Origin of the sequence: Sporolactobacillus nakayamae (assembly GCF_900113325.1) — a bacterium.
In the GTDB taxonomy this organism is placed as follows: Bacteria; Bacillota; Bacilli; order Bacillales; family Sporolactobacillaceae; genus Sporolactobacillus; species Sporolactobacillus nakayamae.
Genome location: NZ_FOOY01000003.1, coordinates 346,544 through 362,950, shown reverse-complemented (window position 1 = coordinate 362,950; position 16,407 = coordinate 346,544). Strand labels below are relative to the sequence as shown.

14 protein-coding genes are annotated in these 16,407 nt (G+C 44.1%); 8 read left to right on the top strand and 6 right to left on the bottom strand.

The features are described 5' to 3' along the window. Positions 1-355 precede the first annotated feature (355 nt). Entirely contained in the window at positions 356-1,924 is a 1,569-nt protein-coding gene (gene rny / locus BM003_RS01760) for a ribonuclease Y (protein ID WP_425441031.1), read from the top strand. Positions 1,925-2,147: 223 nt separating this feature from the next. Beyond that, positions 2,148-2,945 (top strand): TIGR00282 family metallophosphoesterase, encoded by a 798-nt coding sequence (locus BM003_RS01755; protein ID WP_093669442.1) that lies wholly within the window; start codon positions 2,148-2,150, stop codon positions 2,943-2,945. 155 nt (positions 2,946-3,100) lie between these two features. Here BM003_RS01755 and BM003_RS01750 read toward each other — a convergent pair whose 3' ends face one another. Then, positions 3,101-3,361: a stage V sporulation protein S gene (locus BM003_RS01750; RefSeq protein WP_093669440.1), complete on the bottom strand. Its 261-nt coding sequence runs from the start codon at positions 3,359-3,361 to the stop codon at positions 3,101-3,103. A 506-nt stretch (positions 3,362-3,867) separates the two neighbouring features. On the opposite strand from BM003_RS01750, the gene BM003_RS01745 reads away from it, so the two are divergent. Continuing rightward, positions 3,868-4,044 (top strand): type II toxin-antitoxin system antitoxin, encoded by a 177-nt coding sequence (locus BM003_RS01745; protein ID WP_093669438.1) that lies wholly within the window; start codon positions 3,868-3,870, stop codon positions 4,042-4,044. An 83-nt stretch (positions 4,045-4,127) separates the two neighbouring features. Next, on the top strand, positions 4,128-4,589 hold the full coding sequence (locus BM003_RS01740; protein WP_093669436.1) for a CBS domain-containing protein: 462 nt from the start codon (positions 4,128-4,130) through the stop codon (positions 4,587-4,589). Between the two features lie 126 nt (positions 4,590-4,715). Here the strand turns inward: BM003_RS01740 and BM003_RS01735 are convergent, their stop codons facing one another. Further along, positions 4,716-5,987, bottom strand: a complete 1,272-nt coding sequence (locus BM003_RS01735) for an MFS transporter (RefSeq protein WP_093669434.1) — start codon at positions 5,985-5,987, stop codon at positions 4,716-4,718. A 289-nt stretch (positions 5,988-6,276) separates the two neighbouring features. Between BM003_RS01735 and miaB the strand changes: the two genes are divergently transcribed. From miaB to cotE, 3 genes are all read left to right on the top strand, one after another. Beyond that, positions 6,277-7,761 carry a tRNA (N6-isopentenyl adenosine(37)-C2)-methylthiotransferase MiaB gene (miaB, locus tag BM003_RS01730; protein ID WP_093669432.1) on the top strand — a complete coding sequence of 495 codons (1,485 nt, stop codon included), beginning with the start codon at positions 6,277-6,279 and terminating at the stop codon, positions 7,759-7,761. Continuing rightward, positions 7,758-8,135, top strand: a complete 378-nt coding sequence (locus BM003_RS01725) for a YlbF/YmcA family competence regulator (RefSeq protein ID WP_093669430.1) — start codon at positions 7,758-7,760, stop codon at positions 8,133-8,135. Before miaB ends, BM003_RS01725 begins: the two co-directional genes overlap by 4 nt. 142 nt (positions 8,136-8,277) lie before the next feature. Beyond that, complete coding sequence (cotE, locus tag BM003_RS01720; RefSeq protein WP_093669428.1) at positions 8,278-8,832, top strand: outer spore coat protein CotE; 555 nt, start codon at positions 8,278-8,280, stop codon at positions 8,830-8,832. Between the two features lie 89 nt (positions 8,833-8,921). On the opposite strand, the gene BM003_RS01715 is transcribed toward cotE, so the two are convergent. From BM003_RS01715 to BM003_RS01700, 4 genes are all read right to left on the bottom strand, one after another. After that, positions 8,922-10,133, bottom strand: a complete 1,212-nt coding sequence (locus tag BM003_RS01715; RefSeq protein WP_093669426.1) for an MFS transporter — start codon at positions 10,131-10,133, stop codon at positions 8,922-8,924. A gap of 98 nt (positions 10,134-10,231) precedes the next feature. Continuing rightward, complete coding sequence (locus BM003_RS01710; protein ID WP_093669424.1) at positions 10,232-11,443, bottom strand: hypothetical protein; 1,212 nt, start codon at positions 11,441-11,443, stop codon at positions 10,232-10,234. Then, positions 11,436-12,632: a DUF58 domain-containing protein gene (locus BM003_RS01705; protein ID WP_093669422.1), complete on the bottom strand. Its 1,197-nt coding sequence runs from the start codon at positions 12,630-12,632 to the stop codon at positions 11,436-11,438. The genes BM003_RS01710 and BM003_RS01705 overlap by 8 nt, the downstream gene beginning before the upstream one ends. After that, the gene (locus BM003_RS01700; protein WP_093669420.1) at positions 12,629-13,573 is read right to left on the bottom strand and encodes an AAA family ATPase; all 945 of its coding nucleotides are present in this window, start codon (positions 13,571-13,573) and stop codon (positions 12,629-12,631) included. Before BM003_RS01700 ends, BM003_RS01705 begins: the two co-directional genes overlap by 4 nt. A 187-nt stretch (positions 13,574-13,760) precedes the next feature. On the opposite strand from BM003_RS01700, the gene mutS reads away from it, so the two are divergent. Beyond that, positions 13,761-16,388 carry a DNA mismatch repair protein MutS gene (gene mutS, locus BM003_RS01695; RefSeq protein ID WP_093669418.1) on the top strand — a complete coding sequence of 876 codons (2,628 nt, stop codon included), beginning with the start codon at positions 13,761-13,763 and terminating at the stop codon, positions 16,386-16,388. Positions 16,389-16,407: the final 19 nt, after the last annotated feature.

The following is a 16,407-nucleotide window of genomic DNA, read 5'->3' as shown; positions in this document are numbered from 1 at the left end:
AATTGGTAAGCAAGGTCACAACAATCTGTATAGAATAATTGGCAGATCAATTTACATTCTTTCAATCCAATGGCACAAGGTTGACAACCCAAATAGGCAATTATACAATGAACTTGTAACTACAAAGTTATTGATTGCCTGATTATGTAAACTTTGCGCATGAAAATGCTTAAAAGGACGATTAAGAGAGTAACTAAAGCTACCATGTTCCTTTCAAGCAACTCGTTTTTTACGAGCAATAGGGATATCAAGTCGAAATGCCCTTCTTACCTATCGTTTCTTTGTTAAGCATCATTCAAAAGTAAAAAGCATCTGTTTTACTGGTGACGATATGGAAAAGCAAGGAGGTGAAATGATGACATTTATTACTGTTGTGATCATCTCCATTGCGCTACTGATCTCTGTAGTTTGTCTGTTTGTTGGCTATTACATTCGAAAGAAATTTGCTGAGGCGAAAATAACTTCTGCGGAAGCTGCGGCACATCAAATTGTTGAAGATGCCCACCGGGATGCGGAAGCCTTGAAAAAGGAAACGCTGTTGGAAGCGAAGGACGAAATTCATACGCTTAGGAACCAAACGGAAAATGAAGCGCGTGAACGGCGTAACGAACTCCAGAGGCAGGAGAATCGTCTGTTGCAGAAAGAGGATCTGCTCGATCGAAAAAGTGAATCTCTTGATAATAAAGAAAGTTCTTTGGAAAAAAGGGAGGAAACTCTTAGCAAGAAACGAAGACAAATTGAAGAGATGGAAAGCAAAGTGGAGGAATCGCTGCGAAAACAGCAGTCGGAACTTGAACGGATTTCCGGATTAACCAATGATGAGGCGAAGGAATTGATCCTGAACCAGGTGAAGCAGGAAACCATTCACGAGGCTGCTCAGATCGCAAAGGATATCGAAGCAAAGGCGAAAGAAGAAGCGGAAAAGAAAGCGAAAAGTATCCTTTCACTTGCGATTCAGCGTTGCGCTGCCGATCATGTGACTGAAACCACAGTCTCTGTTGTTAATTTGCCGAATGACGAGATGAAGGGACGTATAATCGGACGTGAAGGTCGGAACATCCGAACGCTTGAAACGCTCACCGGAATTGATCTAATCATCGATGATACACCGGAAGCGGTTATTCTGTCAGGATTTGATCCGATCAGGCGCGAGGTTGCGCGTATTGCTCTCGAAAAGCTTGTTCAAGACGGACGTATTCATCCGGCTCGTATTGAAGAGATGGTTGAAAAATCGCGTCATGAGGTTGACGAGAAGATTCGAGACTATGGCGAACAAACCACCTTTGAGGTGGGGATTCATAGCCTGCATCCGGATCTGATCAAGATATTGGGACGACTCCACTTCAGAACAAGCTACGGCCAGAATGTGTTAAAGCATTCTATGGAAGTCGCTTTCTTGTCAGGTATGATGGCAGCCGAGCTGGGTGAAGATGAAAACCTGGCGAGAAGAGCCGGATTGCTGCATGATATCGGTAAGGCGATTGACCATGAAGTTGAAGGCAGTCATGTTGAAATTGGTGTTGAATTGGCAACGAAGTACAAAGAACATCCCGTTGTTATTAACAGTATCGCTTCACACCATGGAGATACGGACGCAACTTCTGTCATCTCGGTTCTCGTTGCAGCAGCAGACGCATTATCTGCCGCTAGACCGGGAGCGAGACGTGAAACGCTTGAAACGTATATTCATCGTTTGGAGAAATTGGAAGAGATCTCGGAATCTTTCGAAGGTGTCGAGAAATCCTATGCGATTCAAGCCGGACGAGAAATTCGAATCATCGTTCAACCAGATCTCGTAGACGATGCAAAATCGTTCCAGCTTGCCCGCGAAATTACCAAGAAAATTGAGAATGAACTGGATTATCCGGGAAATATCAAAGTAACGGTAATTCGTGAAACTCGAGCTGTAGAGTACGCAAAATAAAAAAGAAGGGTGTTTCAAAGGTTCGTTTTTTACTTTGAGACACCCTTTTTGTACGACAAGAAAAGTATAGTTATGAACCCCAAACGTGCAGATACGAAACTCTTGCGGAGCGAACTAGTTGTTTGCGAATAATCGGGGTGCAGTATAAGTTTAATGTGATGAACCTTTTGGGACAGCTTCTTCTAATACCCGGAGGTAAAAGCACTAGAAAAGAGCGTGTACAATGAAAATTTTATTTGTCGGTGACGTTTACGGACGTACCGGAAGGCAAATGATTGAAGATTATTTGCCTAAAGTGAAAAGTAAGTATCAGCCTACGATAACCATAGTGAACGCAGAGAATGCGGCACACGGTAAAGGATTGACCAGGAAAATCTACAGGCAATTATTAGAAGCTGGGGCAGATATGCTCACCATGGGAAATCATACTTGGGATAACCGTGAAATCTTTGAATTTATTGAAGATGCGAAACAACTTGTTCGACCTGCAAATTTTCCTGAAGGTACACCGGGCACGGGCATCCGCTATATTACCCTGCCGCACAATACGCAGGTAGCCGTGATTAACATACAGGGGCGTGTGTTCTTGCCGGCGCTTGATGACCCGTTTCGTGTTGTGAGTCAGCTTGTCGATGAAGCAAGGCAAAAGACGCCGATTATTTTTGTTGATGTACATGCGGAAACGACAAGTGAAAAACTGGCATTAGGCTGGTACCTGGATGGCAGTGTTTCAGCGGTCATTGGCACACACACACATGTGCCAACTGCGGATGAACGAATCCTTCCGCGAGGCACTGCTTATCTCACAGACGTCGGTATGACTGGCCCATACAATGGGATTATCGGCGTGCAAAGAGCATCCGTGACGAAACGGTTTCTGACCTCCATGCCTGTTCGTTTCGACAGTGAGGATGGCCCGGGTCAGCTTGGTGCTGTGCTCATTCAAATTGATGAAAAAACAGGTAAGGCGACAAAGATCAATCGTATTTTAATTAATGATGATCATTTGTTCTTTGATTGACATTGGTTTTAAGGACAAAAAAAGCCTCACGGGTTGAGGCGAGGCAATAATGAATAGGCTACGCATTAATGCGTGTTTGTTATAAGGCATAAAGTATGACTGTTGTCATTTTTATGTCTTTTTGTATGGAAAAACGCTCTTGCATCGCCAAAAGCTCATCGCGGCTCAACAATGAGTTTTATTGCGGTTCTCTCCTCGCCATCGATCGTAATATCTGTAAATGCCGGGATGCAAATTAGATCAAGGCCACTTGGCGCGACAAAGCCTCTGGCGATGGCAACAGCTTTGACCGCTTGATTGATCGCTCCTGCTCCGATCGCCTGTATTTCTGCTTTTTTTTGTTCCCTCATTGCATGTGCAAGGGCACCGGCAACAGAGTTAGGTACAGATCTTGCTGAAACTTTTAATACATCCATTTCCGCTTGTCATCTCCTTATGAGGATCGCCCATAAATTACTATATTCTTGGATAAGATGACTATGCCTGTTTTGGGACACGAGAGACGCTGGATACATTCGCCAACCTAATGTGGAGAATGCAACCGGTAATTAATACAGGAAGCCTCTATTAGAGGGTGTTCAAAAAGTCCGGGAAAAAGGCAATGAGGATCTTCTGCTAACAGCATGCACGTCCTGTGCAAAACGCAGAAGTCACCGCATCCTGCGGAAGTTCTGTGTCAGCTTGTTTCTCCGCTCCTCACGTATTAGCAGGGGAACTTCAACTAACAACGTGCACGTCCTGTGCACAACGTTGAAGTCATCACATCCTGTGAAAGTACGCTCTGATGCTCGAAACTGCGCTTCCTTGATCTTCGACGCTCAGGACGAGCTAGTGTCAGGCATGCCACAGGACGTGGCGATTTGCCTGACCTCGGCTCTTTTTGTCCTCCTTTTTGAACAGATTCTATTAAAGAGGTACTATTATGGCAAAGAAAAAAAGTTTTTTACTCAGAATTGATCCGGAAGTCTATGACCAACTTCAAAGATGGGCGGATGATGAGTTTCGAAGTGTTAATGGGCAAATCGAATTTCTGCTGCGTAATGCATTAAAAAAATCAGGCAGAGGTAACGGAAAGAAGAAAGATGAATCCGATCAGTAAATTTACTATATAAGCGGTTACATGATCATGGTATACTAAAGAGAGAACGGCATGATTGTAGGATTCCGAGGAGGTGCATCTCTATGATTGTTGAACAATTGATGCTAAAAGATGTTGTGACCGTCCGCGAGAGCGACACGGTCAAGACATTGATTGAAACCATGATTGATCACAAGATTGGTGGCGCTCCGGTTGTGAATGATCAAAATCAGCTTGTCGGCTATATCAGTGACGGAGATCTATTAAGAGAGATTTCTCCGAAACAACAAACCATTTATGATCTATATTCGCTGATTTCAGCGATCCGTGTTGATCTATCAAAAGAAAAACTGAAAGATCTGTTGACTAGGCAAGTGAGAGATTTGATGAAGAAAAAGAATTTGCGGACAGTAGAGAAGGATAAAGAATTAGATGCTGTTTTGAAGCTGCTTTCTCACGATCATATCAAACGGATCCCGGTTATTGACGATGAGCGGCATGTGATCGGCTTGGTGACGAGAAGCCATATCATTCGCCATATCGGTGAACAACTATTGAATGAATAAACAGTAAAAAGAGCATAGCCTGCAAAAGGCAATGCTCTTTTTACTGTTTTATAATTGAAGTCATTTATTACATAAATAGATGCAGCCGTATCATGTCTATGCACAGTTTTTGAAACCTTTCATTTTTCAAACATGTTCATTCATCGTTTCTGTTTCTTGTTGGAATCCATAGTTTTCCGGTCTTACGGTACCCGCAGAGGGCAAGGTGCGCAGTACGGGCATGAGCAGAACATAGACGGCATAGAATAGAAACCCGCAACTTGTGGCAATGAATATGATATTCGGTCCGAACACAGAGCTAAGAGCACCACCGACAAGCGATCCGAGCGGCATGATACAGGTTGCGAGACTTGCCACAAGTGACATGGCGCGAGCAAGCATGGTTCGTGGCACCACATTCTGAATGAGTGTAAAATTGAGGACGTTATTGCATCCGGGAAAAATCAAACTTGCTGAAAATAAAACGACTGTAAGAACGGGAAATGGTGCAACTGCTGCCGCAACCCAGAAAAGAAATCCAATAAAATAACCGGTCATAAGCATTTTGCCAATAGGCTTACGTTGAAAATTACGCGCCATTAGCGCACCGATTAATGTACCAATAGCCATTCCGGCCATCATCAACCCATACATGCTTGATCCGCCTAATTGGTCTGAGTAGGCCGGCAGTACCGCGACCAACGCACCGAGTGCAAAATTAGTCATCAATGAACCCACCATCATTTTTCCTATTAACGAATGAATAACACTATGGAAGCCTTCGCGCAAATCAGAGAAATAACGTGTACATTGCGCTTTAATAGATAGATTTGTATGGGTTTGATTAACCTGAGGCAATTTGAGCATTGAGAAAAGCACGATAGCAATTAAAAATGAAACAATATCGGCACTAAACAGTGAAATCGCTCCGATTACCGTAACCAAGACACCGCCAATTGCCTGAAATACTGCTTCGGTTCCCTGATAGGCAAGCGTCATTAAACCATTACCTTGAACACGCTGTTCTTTATTTAATATGTGTGGAATAAGCGCGCTCTCTGCCGGGAAAGAAAACTGATTAAAAAACGATACTATGGGCATGACGGTAAGAATGAGTGGAACGGTGAGGATGTTAAACCAAGCAGCTGCAGGAATCGTGATCAGAAGAAGAGCCTGAACGAGTTGAGTGACTACAATTAATCGCTTGATTGAATAACGGTCGATAATTGGACCAATGACGAATTGCAAAGCTCGTGGAACCATGATAAGAAAGCCGGCGAGTCCGGAGTAGAATGATGATCCGCTCATCTGGTAGACAAGCCACATTGCGGCAATAAAATAAATGCTGTCACCAACATTCGTGATCATGCGTGCCGAGAACAAGAAGCGAAAATTCCTATTTTGTTTTAGTAAATTCATTTGACTTAAATGCCCCCATGTTAAAGATAAATGATTCTTTGTTTAATTTGCAAAATCATAGCATAAATTCCGATTCATTTTTCAAAATGTTGATTATGTTATACACAAATTACTATAAGAAATTAGCGGTATATACGGTTATATTAAACGAACGTTTAATAATATTGACTCGTTTAGTGGATCTGTGATCATGTTCTTGGGATTTTATCATCCAACAATGGATCATTCTTTCATAACATCAATGAGTTTGCTATAATTTAGGGATGAGATTTGAAGGAGAGGTTGCTCTGTGGCTGATAAAACAATCAGCAAAGTTGATTTTTCGAAGTACTTTCAGCCGCCCTCTCTGAAAGACGCACGCAGGCGTCGCAGAGAGGCGGTACAAATTATAAATGATTTTAGTATTCCGGAAGATATGCAGCATGTTGGTAAAGGTAAAAAGTATCTGATTGAAACGTATGGTTGTCAGATGAATGAACATGATACGGAAGTCATGGCCGGTATCTTAGAAGAAATGGGCTATCAGGAGACATCTGAGCCGATCGATGCCGATGTGATTTTGCTCAATACGTGCGCCATCCGTGAAAATGCAGAAAACAAGGTGTTCGGACATATCGGTACATTGAAAATGTTGAAACTGGAAAAGCCCGGATTAATTCTTGGCGTTTGCGGATGCATGGCTCAAGAGGAAGTTGTCATAAACAAGATTCTCGCCAAACACCCGCAAGTCGATCTGATTTTCGGTACGCACAATATTCATCGCCTGCCACAGCTTTTAAAGGAAGCTTTGTTCGGTAAAGAAATGGTTGTTGAAGTTTGGTCGAAAGAAGGAGACATTGTCGAGAATCTCCCGCAATCCCGCAGGGGGCATTTTCAGGCCTGGGTCAATATCATGTACGGTTGTGATAAGTTCTGCACCTACTGCATTGTTCCCTATACACGAGGCAAGGAGCGAAGCCGTCATCCGGAAGAGATTATTCAGGAGGTGCGTGATCTTGCCCGCAAAGGATACAAAGAGATTACGCTTCTCGGGCAGAACGTTAATGCTTATGGTAAGGATCTGCCTAACATGGAAAATTACGGACTAGGAAATCTAATGGATGAAATGCGTACGATTGGTATTCCGCGCGTTCGCTTTACGACAAGTCATCCGAAAGATTTTGACGATCATCTGATTGAAGTCTTAGGTAAGGGCGGCAACCTTTGCGAACACATCCACCTTCCGGTTCAGTCAGGAAGCTCTGAAATCCTAAAGATTATGGGCCGCGGATACACTCGGGAACGCTACCTCAGTCTTTTTCACAAGATTAAAGATACGGTTCCCAATGCTTCGTTTACGACCGACATTATTGTGGGCTTTCCTAACGAAACGGATGAACAGTTTGAAGAGACGATGTCCCTTGTACGAGAATGTCAATTCGACGGTGGCTTTACGTTCATCTATTCACCAAGAGCAGGCACTCCTGCAGCGCGCATGACAGACAATGTTCCGATGGAAGTGAAGAAGGAACGGTTGCAGCGTTTAAATAAACTGATGGATGAATTATCGGCAAAGAGTAATACCAAGTATCAAGATAAAATCGTGGAAGTGTTAGTAGAAGGTGAGAGCCGCAAAAATGCCGAGGTTCTTTCCGGTCATACACGTACCAATAAAGTCGTCAATTTTAGCGGCCCAAAATCTCTGATCGGACAATTGGTCAAAGTTAAAGTGACGAACACCAAAAAGTGGTCGCTTGATGGTGAATTGCAGGAAGCAGAGGTTTTCAATCAATGACGCAGTACTATTCAAAGGAAGAAATTCTTGCTCAGGCAGAAAAAATAGCAGAACGATTATCCGAATCGGACCAGATTCGTTTTTATAAGCAAGCTGAAACGAAAATTAGCGCAAATAAAAAAGTTCAGCGATTAATTGAGCAAATCAAACACTATCAGAAGGAATCTGTGAATCTGCAGCATTTCGGGAAAACAGAAGCGTATCATCAAAATGAAGCGGTGATTAATCAGCTGCAAGCAGAACTTGACGCGATTCCTGTTGTCCAGGAATTTAGGCAGTCTCAAGAAGATGTCAATGATTTTTTGCAGCTGCTTACGAAACTTGTGTCGCAACGTGTTACCGATGACAAGACCCGTTCTGATATCCGTCCATGAATTCAGAAGACTCACGAACCTGTTCCAATCATAAACTCCTAATATAGGAGTTTTTTTTGTTGCTTACGCCCTCTTTTTGTTTCACACGTGTCATTTGCCCTGCATAACATGAAGATGAAGAAGGTAAAGGAGGTTTGGACTTTTGGCAGAGAATGCATATAGGGAAATTATCACAAAGGCCATTTGCGGGAAAGGTAAAAAATTCAGCCAATCCGCACACACAGTTACACCGACGCATAAACCATCGAACATCCTTGGATGCTGGGTCATTAATCATAAATATAAAACCAACTATCATAAGGATGCGGTTATCGTCGAAGGAACGTATGACATTAACACTTGGTATTCCTATAACAACAACACAAGAACTGAAGTTGTATGCGAGACCGTAAATTATCGCGATCGTGTACCGCTGACACTTCGTGACAAACAAGTTGTTTCGGACCAGGTAGATGTTACTTGCCGAGCACTGCAGGAACCAAATTGTTTGGAAGCGAAAATTTCGCCAAACGGCAACAAAGTGGTCGCTCAGGTAGAGCGCGAGTTTCTTGTTGAAGTGATTGGAGAGACTAAAGTTAAAGTCCAAGTGGATGACGATGGTTTGATTGAAGCTGCAGATGATGATGATGATCTAGATAAAGAATTGGACGGTCTGGATTCAGAGTTTCTAACTGAAGATGACAAGGAAGAGGATTGAGAAGAAGAGCGCGCCTCTTCTTTTTTTTGCATAGGTTCCCAGTAAAAAACCATGATCTTTTGGACAGATCATGGTTTTTGAGATGCGAATTATTTTTTGAAGACGATGTGTTTTCTCGATGTGAACAGAACTAGAAAAGCGAGAAACAGCAATGCGGCAGAAATATAAAACACGGAACGGACGCCGAGCGTATCGGCCAAATAGCCCAGCAGCAAACTGCCGATACCAAACAGAATAGATTGTATCGCGTCTTGTGCAGCGAAAACGTTTGCGAGGTGATTTGGAGATACTGTTTTCTGTTCAATGGTAAGAAAAATAACAGATTGGAGTTGAAACGCAATCCCATAGAATAGGGTAAGGACGAGCGCTGCCCAAGGTAATGAATTCATGCCGAATAAAAATGTGACAATACATCCTAAAAGTGTTCCGACTGTTACGAAAGGTGCCGAGTGTTTTTTAAGATGTGCGCTCCAACGCATACCATAAAAACTAGTTAGAATTAACCCAACAAAAAAGATAAAGTTAATATACCCCCACCAAGAAGCGTCCACATGTAATGCTTGATCAACAAAAACGTATATGATCGCGGCAATCCATACGACATCGGCAAACGACCATAAGGATTCGGTAAGAAAGATGATACGCAATACCGGTGTTTGCCAGACGGTTCGCCAACCGTTTTTCAAAAGTGACCATTTTGATTGGCCGCCTTGACTCTTTTTCCTAAGATCTTTCTTTGGGGAACGGATCAATCCCATACACAGTGACGCTGTGCAGTAAAGGATGAGTGTGACAGCAATCAGAGAAGTGCTTCCCCATTTAGCTGCGAAAAGGCCACCGAGCGCCCAGCCGCTCATGGTCATACTTTGATCCATCAGTGCAAGAAAACTGTTTTTTGCAATCAACTTTTTTTCCGGGACAAGCACAGGCACAAGTGCGCCTCTTGCCGGTGTTGCCCATCCATCAAGAAAACTGACCAAGACAACCACTAAGAATACGATCGGTACACGTGCAGAGTCCAGTGAATAAAAGGTAAGACCAAAGAAACCCAGTAAAAGTAAGGTCTTGCAGGCTTGAGAGATCACGAGACTCCGTTTGAGCCCCATCCATTCCATCACAAGTGGCGCCATTAAAGCACTCAAAAAGCGAGCTATCGTACTGATGAATGGTACCAATGCCATGTACATGGCCGATTCGGTCAACCCGTAAAGAAATGTCATCAACCCGACAATATAAAAAACATCACCGAGATTCGCAAGGGACTGTCCGATCCAGAGGTACTGAAATCCTCTGTTTTTCATGACGCATTCACTCCTATTCAATTAGTTATGAATTTGGCGAGAAATGCGTCAATCACATATTTGGATGTTCATCCCTTCGAGTTTATGATTTCATCCTATCATGTTTCACTGCTCTTTACATCATTTTCCTGATGTTCAGGCTTGTTTAATTGCTGTTCCGCTTTTTTAGCTGTTTTAAGAAATGCGTTGAGTTCCGATTCAGTGAGCTCTTTTCCACCATAACGAACTTTTTCATAAGCGGTCATTAACACATCCTTGTCGCTCAGGTTCAATCTCTTCAACCAATCCGACAATGTTTCCGATGCGCCGCGTCCGCATTTATGCTTTGATGCCAGCTTTTGAAGCTTGTAAATGGCACGTCGGACAGGATGCTTCGGCGGAAAAAAGCGATTGACACTTCGTTTACGATCCTTATCGGCAAAAAGGAGGTTTTCTCGGGTTTTGAACTCAGTAGTCATGGCAGGCGCGGTGTGCTTACTTATTTTAATCCGCCGCAGTTGCCGGAAAACGATGAAAACTAATACAACAGCAATCAATAGTCCAAAGAGCAATCCAAAATTAACCAGTGGATGACCATCGGGAGGCAGGCCTTGACTCGGATGCTTGTTTGTGTTTGATCCTTGAAGTGCTTGTTGAATTCTTCTGCCGGTTTGTTTATTAGAAAAACCATTTAGCCAACCAAAAAGTACAGTTGAAATACCGTACGTAATTGGACGAATGATAAGATAAAAAAGAAAATCGTAAACCGCCGCGACAAGTGGTTTTAACATGCCTGCGACTAAGGTTAAAATCGCCGCTACAGTTATGAAGGAAGTCGATAGGATAGATAGCCATCGGTTGCCCAACCCATTGTTCAAACTAATCCACGTAATTGCCGCCGCAAGCTCAGCAAGCAGCAATAGAAAAAGGGCGTTCGGATGGTTAATCCGCGCAAACAGCGCGTAGATAACAACAATGCTCGAGAATACCAGAACGAATCGCCAAAGTTTATCGGCACTTTTGCCTTCATCATTTCTAAGCGAAAAATAGGTAAGCATGGCTGTTAATAGTGCGCTGGCAAAGAAACTCAGGTCAAGAATAAATAATGCAAGCAAACCGGTAACTACGGCGACAAGGAGAAAACTGGCAAGACTTGAATGTTTCATCTGTCTCAATAGAAGAAGCATGGAACAGTGAATAAGCGCGAGCACGATAAAAGGGATCAGTAACGCCCATTGCCCCGCCATTATCGGAAGGAGGACGAGAAAGCAGAACAGCCACTCGCAACTAAAGTAGAGAGCGAGCGACACAATTTCTTTTGATTTAGTCAACCATGATCGCTCCTTTCTCAATCCGTTCCAATGCACATCCCTGATCGGATACATGCAGTTTAAATATAATATGACCATCTCTTAGCCATTTAGAAAGAAATGGAGACGCGAGCTCCGGTTGATCAAGAGCTGCAATAATCAGGATGCGCGTCTGATTCAGTTTGCGATCGATAATTCGCATCGCCTGCGGGATCGGTGTCTTGATTTGCCATTTCTGCAAGAAGGCAAGCATTTCCCATGTTTGCCTTAAGTGATCACCGCCTTCTTCAGGATCGAGTCCCAATAGCTTTCTTCCAATCGTTTTTGTATTACAGTAAAGCGAGAATTCAATATGACGCTTTCGCGCATCCTGCGTTAACCATGCTGCCGCAGAGATGCGTTTTTCAAGATCCTCAGAGCGTTTATGACTCATGTGGCTTGACGCATTGAGAAAAAGGAATGTCCAGCTTTGTTGCGAGACATGTTCAAATGTTTTCGTCTGAAGTCGCCCTAACCGCGCGCTAGCCATCCAGTGTATCTGCTTAAATGGATCAGAAGTTGCGTAATCGCGAATTCCAGCGGGCGCTGTATAGTCCTGAAAAAGCGAACGCGCGGATGGAAGACTGCCTAAATTCTGTGGCGCGACAAGTTTCAGATGGTTTACAACTTCAGGTTGCGGAAAAACGATGAGCCTGCTTTTCAACAATTCATTAAAATGAAGGGAACAGGTAACTACATGAAGCGGATCTGAGCAGGTCAATTCAAACGAACGCATGCGTGCGGTTCCACGTTCAAGCGCTTTTACCGGACAATGCACAAGGATCTTTTTCTGAGCGGGCAACGTAAGGGTAAATTGATACTCTGATTCATTTACGTGACTGCTTTCGTTTGAAAAGGAAACAATCGGGTCGGATACGATGCGGCCTTTTAATGAAAAGAAGGGCAGCTTTGATGGATTGACAAAAGTGATGATCAAATCGCCTGTATCACCAATGGACAAGCGCAAACTGCGATCCGTATTTTCAATAGACAAGGAGCGAATCATATGTACTAAATACCATTTTGACACAAAGGCGAGTGCAATAAAAACTAACCCTGTTAGTGCCAGTAAAAATGTATTCCTGATGAAGCCAATGAAAAAGACAATGAAGCCGAATAAATAAAAGAGTGACTGATTACGCGTTTGCCACCCGGTTGCATATCCTTTCATTTCTGCGACGCTCCTGCCTCAACAGGTACATCGATATGCTCAAGCACGGCATTAATAACGCGTTCCTTAGTGGCGTGCAATTCCCCTTCCATTGACAGCACAAGCCGGTGAGCGAGAATGGGTGCTGCCATGGCTTTTACGTCTTCAGGAACCACGTAGTCGCGACCATGGATCAAAGCTTTGGCTTGGGCTCCTCGCATGAATGCTAACGTACCTCGAGGACTGACACCGTTTGCCACCCAGTCATGTGCGCGTGTTGCGCGAACGATATGAAGCAGATAGTCTTCGACCGGTTCGCTCATTTTTACCGCTTTGACTTGCTCTTGCAAGTGGGCAATCGTTTCTTGTTCAATGACTGCTTCAATTTTTTCAAGGGGATTTCCCATTCGATGGAGACGAAGCATTTCCTTTTCTTCATTGAAATCTGGATAACCGGAGGAAATCTGCATAAAAAAACGATCCATTTGCGCTTCAGGAAGCGCAAATGTGCCTTGGGATTCAATCGGGTTCTGTGTGGCGATAACGAGAAACGGTTTGTCAATGGCGAACGTTTCGCCTTCAATCGTCACTTGGCGTTCTTCCATAACTTCGAGCAGGCTTGATTGTGCGCGCGGTGTCGCGCGATTAATTTCATCGGCAAGAAGAATATTGGTCATCACCGGTCCCATCTTCAGTTCGAAATTCTGCGTTTTCGGATTGAAAAATCGGATGCCGGTAATGTCGGAGGGAAGCAGATCCGGCGTGAATTGCACGCGTCGAAACTTGCCTTTTATCGATTTGGCTATGATTTTGGCCATCATTGTTTTACCGGTACCTGGAACATCCTCCATGAGCAGGTGGCCTTCGCAGATCATCGCGATAAAAATGAATTCAACCATTTTATCCTTGCCGGTGAGTACAGTTCTGACATTATTCTTTAAAGATTCTAAATTCTTATTCATGAATCAGGTCCCTCTCAATTACGATTTTGTCTATTATATCATTTATTCTGAAATGCAAACCGAAAAAATGATCGATAACTTGGAAAGGGATACACTACATGAATCGACTCAAGCGGGTATGTCCCTGTGCTATAATAATAGAATGATAAATTGTATATAAACATAGGCAAGGTGGAGTGGGAAGACAATGAGCTATACACCTATGATTCATCAATATTTGGCGATTAAGGCGCAGTACCAAGATGCGTTTCTCTTTTTCAGGCTTGGAGATTTCTATGAAATGTTTTTTGAGGATGCGAAGAAGGCATCGAAGGAGCTTGAAATAGCGCTCACCTCTCGGAACGGTGGTAAGGATGAATACATACCGATGTGCGGCATTCCTTATCACGCGGCGAAACAATACATTAAGGTACTAATTGATAAAGGCTACAAGATCGCAATATGCGAACAGATGGAAGATCCAAAGCAGGCAAAGGGCATGGTTCGCCGCGAAGTGATCCAGTTAATTACTCCAGGGACAATTATGGAGGATGAATCACTGCAGCCGAAAAAGAATAATTATCTTGCCGCACTGAACGCTTCCTCCGATGGCTCCTATGGGTTTGCCATGAGCGATTTGACTACCGGTGAAACTCGGGTCACGTTGATCACAACTTGGGACGGCGTTATCCAAGAGATGGATGCGAACGATGTACGTGAACTTGTCCTCACGCCGGATTTCGATCCAACAAAAAAAGAGGAATTGGTTGAACGGCTGAATACGACTTTCTCAGAAAGCAAAGAAGACCAAGTACCTGATCAACTAAAAAGCATTACTGAAGGGATCGAACAAGAAAAGCTGCTCCGTCCGTTAGGCAGATTGTTGAATTATTTGCTGAGCACGCAGAAACGTTCGCTCGATCATTTGCAGCCGGCGGATGTCTACCATATTAATGAATACATGATGATTGATCAGCATTCCAGGCGCAATTTGGAATTGACGCACACCAATCGTGAGAAGAAAACGTACGGTTCACTTCTTTGGCTGCTCGATGATGTGAAGACAGCGATGGGCGGGAGGCGCCTGAAGCAATGGATCGAGAAACCGCTGCTTAATCAGAAACAAATTGAGAAAAGAATGGATGCCGCCGAAGCGTTGAAGGAACATCTATTGGAACGTGAGACGTTGCGTTCGCTGCTTGGCAATGTTTATGATCTCGAACGCTTGGTCGGCCGCGTATCATTTGGTAACGTCAATCCACGTGAAGTCGTGCAGCTCAAGCGTTCTCTGGAACAGATTCCTGAAATCAAGCGTACCTTGGCGGAGCTTGGCGAAGCGTCGCTTTCCAAGTATGAACAAGAGATGGACCCGTGTGCCGAAGTTCGGGAATTGATTGCTGGGGCAGTTGTCGATGATCCCCCTTTCTCAACAGCGGACGGTGGAATGATCAAATCAGGCTATAACGAGACATTGGATCAATACAGAGATGCGTCGAAAAATGGGAAACGCTGGATCGCCGAACTTGAAGCTAAGGAACGCGAAGAAACCGGCATTAAATCGCTGAAAATCGGCTATAATCGAGTGTTCGGCTACTACATTGAGGTTTCCCGCCCGAACTTGAAACTGATTCCAGAAGGACGTTATGAGCGCCGACAGACGCTTTCAAATGCAGAGCGATTCATCACTCCGGAGCTGAAAGAAAAAGAACGGGTTATTTTAGAGGCGGAAGAAAAACGCGTCGGTCTTGAATTTCAATTGTTCGGCGATGTCCGTTTAAAAATAAAAGAACAATCAGCACGTCTGCAGAAGTTGGCGCGGCTGGTCAGCAGCTTGGATGTTCTGCAAAGCTTTGCTTCTGTTAGCGATCGCAACGGCTATGTGCGCCCACAATTTTCAAAAGATCGCACACTGTCGATTAAGAACAGCAGGCATCCGGTAATCGAACGCGTCATGCGCCGAGGAACCTTCGTTGCAAACGATTTTAATATGGACAAGACTTGTGATCTTTTAATGATTACCGGCCCGAACATGGGCGGAAAAAGTACCTACATGCGCCAAGCCGCACTAACAGCGATCATGGCTCAAATCGGATGCTTTGTACCAGCAGATCAAGCAACACTGCCGGTCTTTGATCAAATCTTCACGCGCATTGGAGCCGCTGATGATCTTGTATCCGGCCAAAGTACGTTCATGGTGGAAATGGACGAAGCGAATTACGCGCTTAGTCACGCCACACAGAACAGTCTGATTCTGCTTGATGAAATCGGCCGCGGAACGTCGACTTACGACGGGATCGCGATTGCTCAGGCAATTGTTGAGTACATTCATGATCATATCGCGGCCAAGACTTTTTTCTCCACACACTATCATGAGCTGACCTTTCTCGAGGAGAAATTGGATCGGCTTAAAAATATTCATGTTGGTGCAATGGAGGAAAACGGTACGGTTGTTTTTCTTCATAAAGTGCTTGATGGTCAGGCAGACAAAAGCTATGGCATTCATGTCGCTAAGCTGGCCGGGCTGCCGGATAATTTGATCGATCGCGCGGACGAGATTTTGCAGGGACTTGAACAGTCGTCTCCGGAATCGGTGGAAAGCACGGCTTCAACGATTCAAGAGGAAGCTGAACAGGAAGTTGCGGCAGCTGAGACTGTGGAAGAAGAGCCGGAGCAATTGGCACTCTTTGCCGACGTGAAACAAGAAGATACGGCACCGTCGCTCAGTAAGCGTGAACGAAAAGTGCTGCATGAGTTGGGTAAAATTGAACTGTTAACGATGAATCCGATGGATGCGATGAATAAGCTCTATCAGCTGCAGAAAGCATTAAAGAAGTAAGCATGTGAAAGGGGAGATT

Bases quoted from the DNA above. Each gene is read 5' to 3' on its own strand.
- rny (WP_425441031.1), top strand. From the start codon at position 356: ATGACATTTATTACTGTTGTGATCATCTCCATTGCGCTACTGATCTCT.
- BM003_RS01755 (WP_093669442.1), top strand. From the start codon at position 2,148: ATGAAAATTTTATTTGTCGGTGACGTTTACGGACGTACCGGAAGGCAA.
- BM003_RS01750 (WP_093669440.1), bottom strand. From the start codon at position 3,361: ATGGATGTATTAAAAGTTTCAGCAAGATCTGTACCTAACTCTGTTGCC.
- BM003_RS01745 (WP_093669438.1), top strand. From the start codon at position 3,868: ATGGCAAAGAAAAAAAGTTTTTTACTCAGAATTGATCCGGAAGTCTAT.
- BM003_RS01740 (WP_093669436.1), top strand. From the start codon at position 4,128: ATGATTGTTGAACAATTGATGCTAAAAGATGTTGTGACCGTCCGCGAG.
- BM003_RS01735 (WP_093669434.1), bottom strand. From the start codon at position 5,987: ATGAATTTACTAAAACAAAATAGGAATTTTCGCTTCTTGTTCTCGGCA.
- BM003_RS01725 (WP_093669430.1), top strand. From the start codon at position 7,758: ATGACGCAGTACTATTCAAAGGAAGAAATTCTTGCTCAGGCAGAAAAA.
- BM003_RS01715 (WP_093669426.1), bottom strand. From the start codon at position 10,133: ATGAAAAACAGAGGATTTCAGTACCTCTGGATCGGACAGTCCCTTGCG.
- BM003_RS01705 (WP_093669422.1), bottom strand. From the start codon at position 12,632: ATGAAAGGATATGCAACCGGGTGGCAAACGCGTAATCAGTCACTCTTT.
- BM003_RS01700 (WP_093669420.1), bottom strand. From the start codon at position 13,573: ATGAATAAGAATTTAGAATCTTTAAAGAATAATGTCAGAACTGTACTC.
- mutS (WP_093669418.1), top strand. From the start codon at position 13,761: ATGAGCTATACACCTATGATTCATCAATATTTGGCGATTAAGGCGCAG.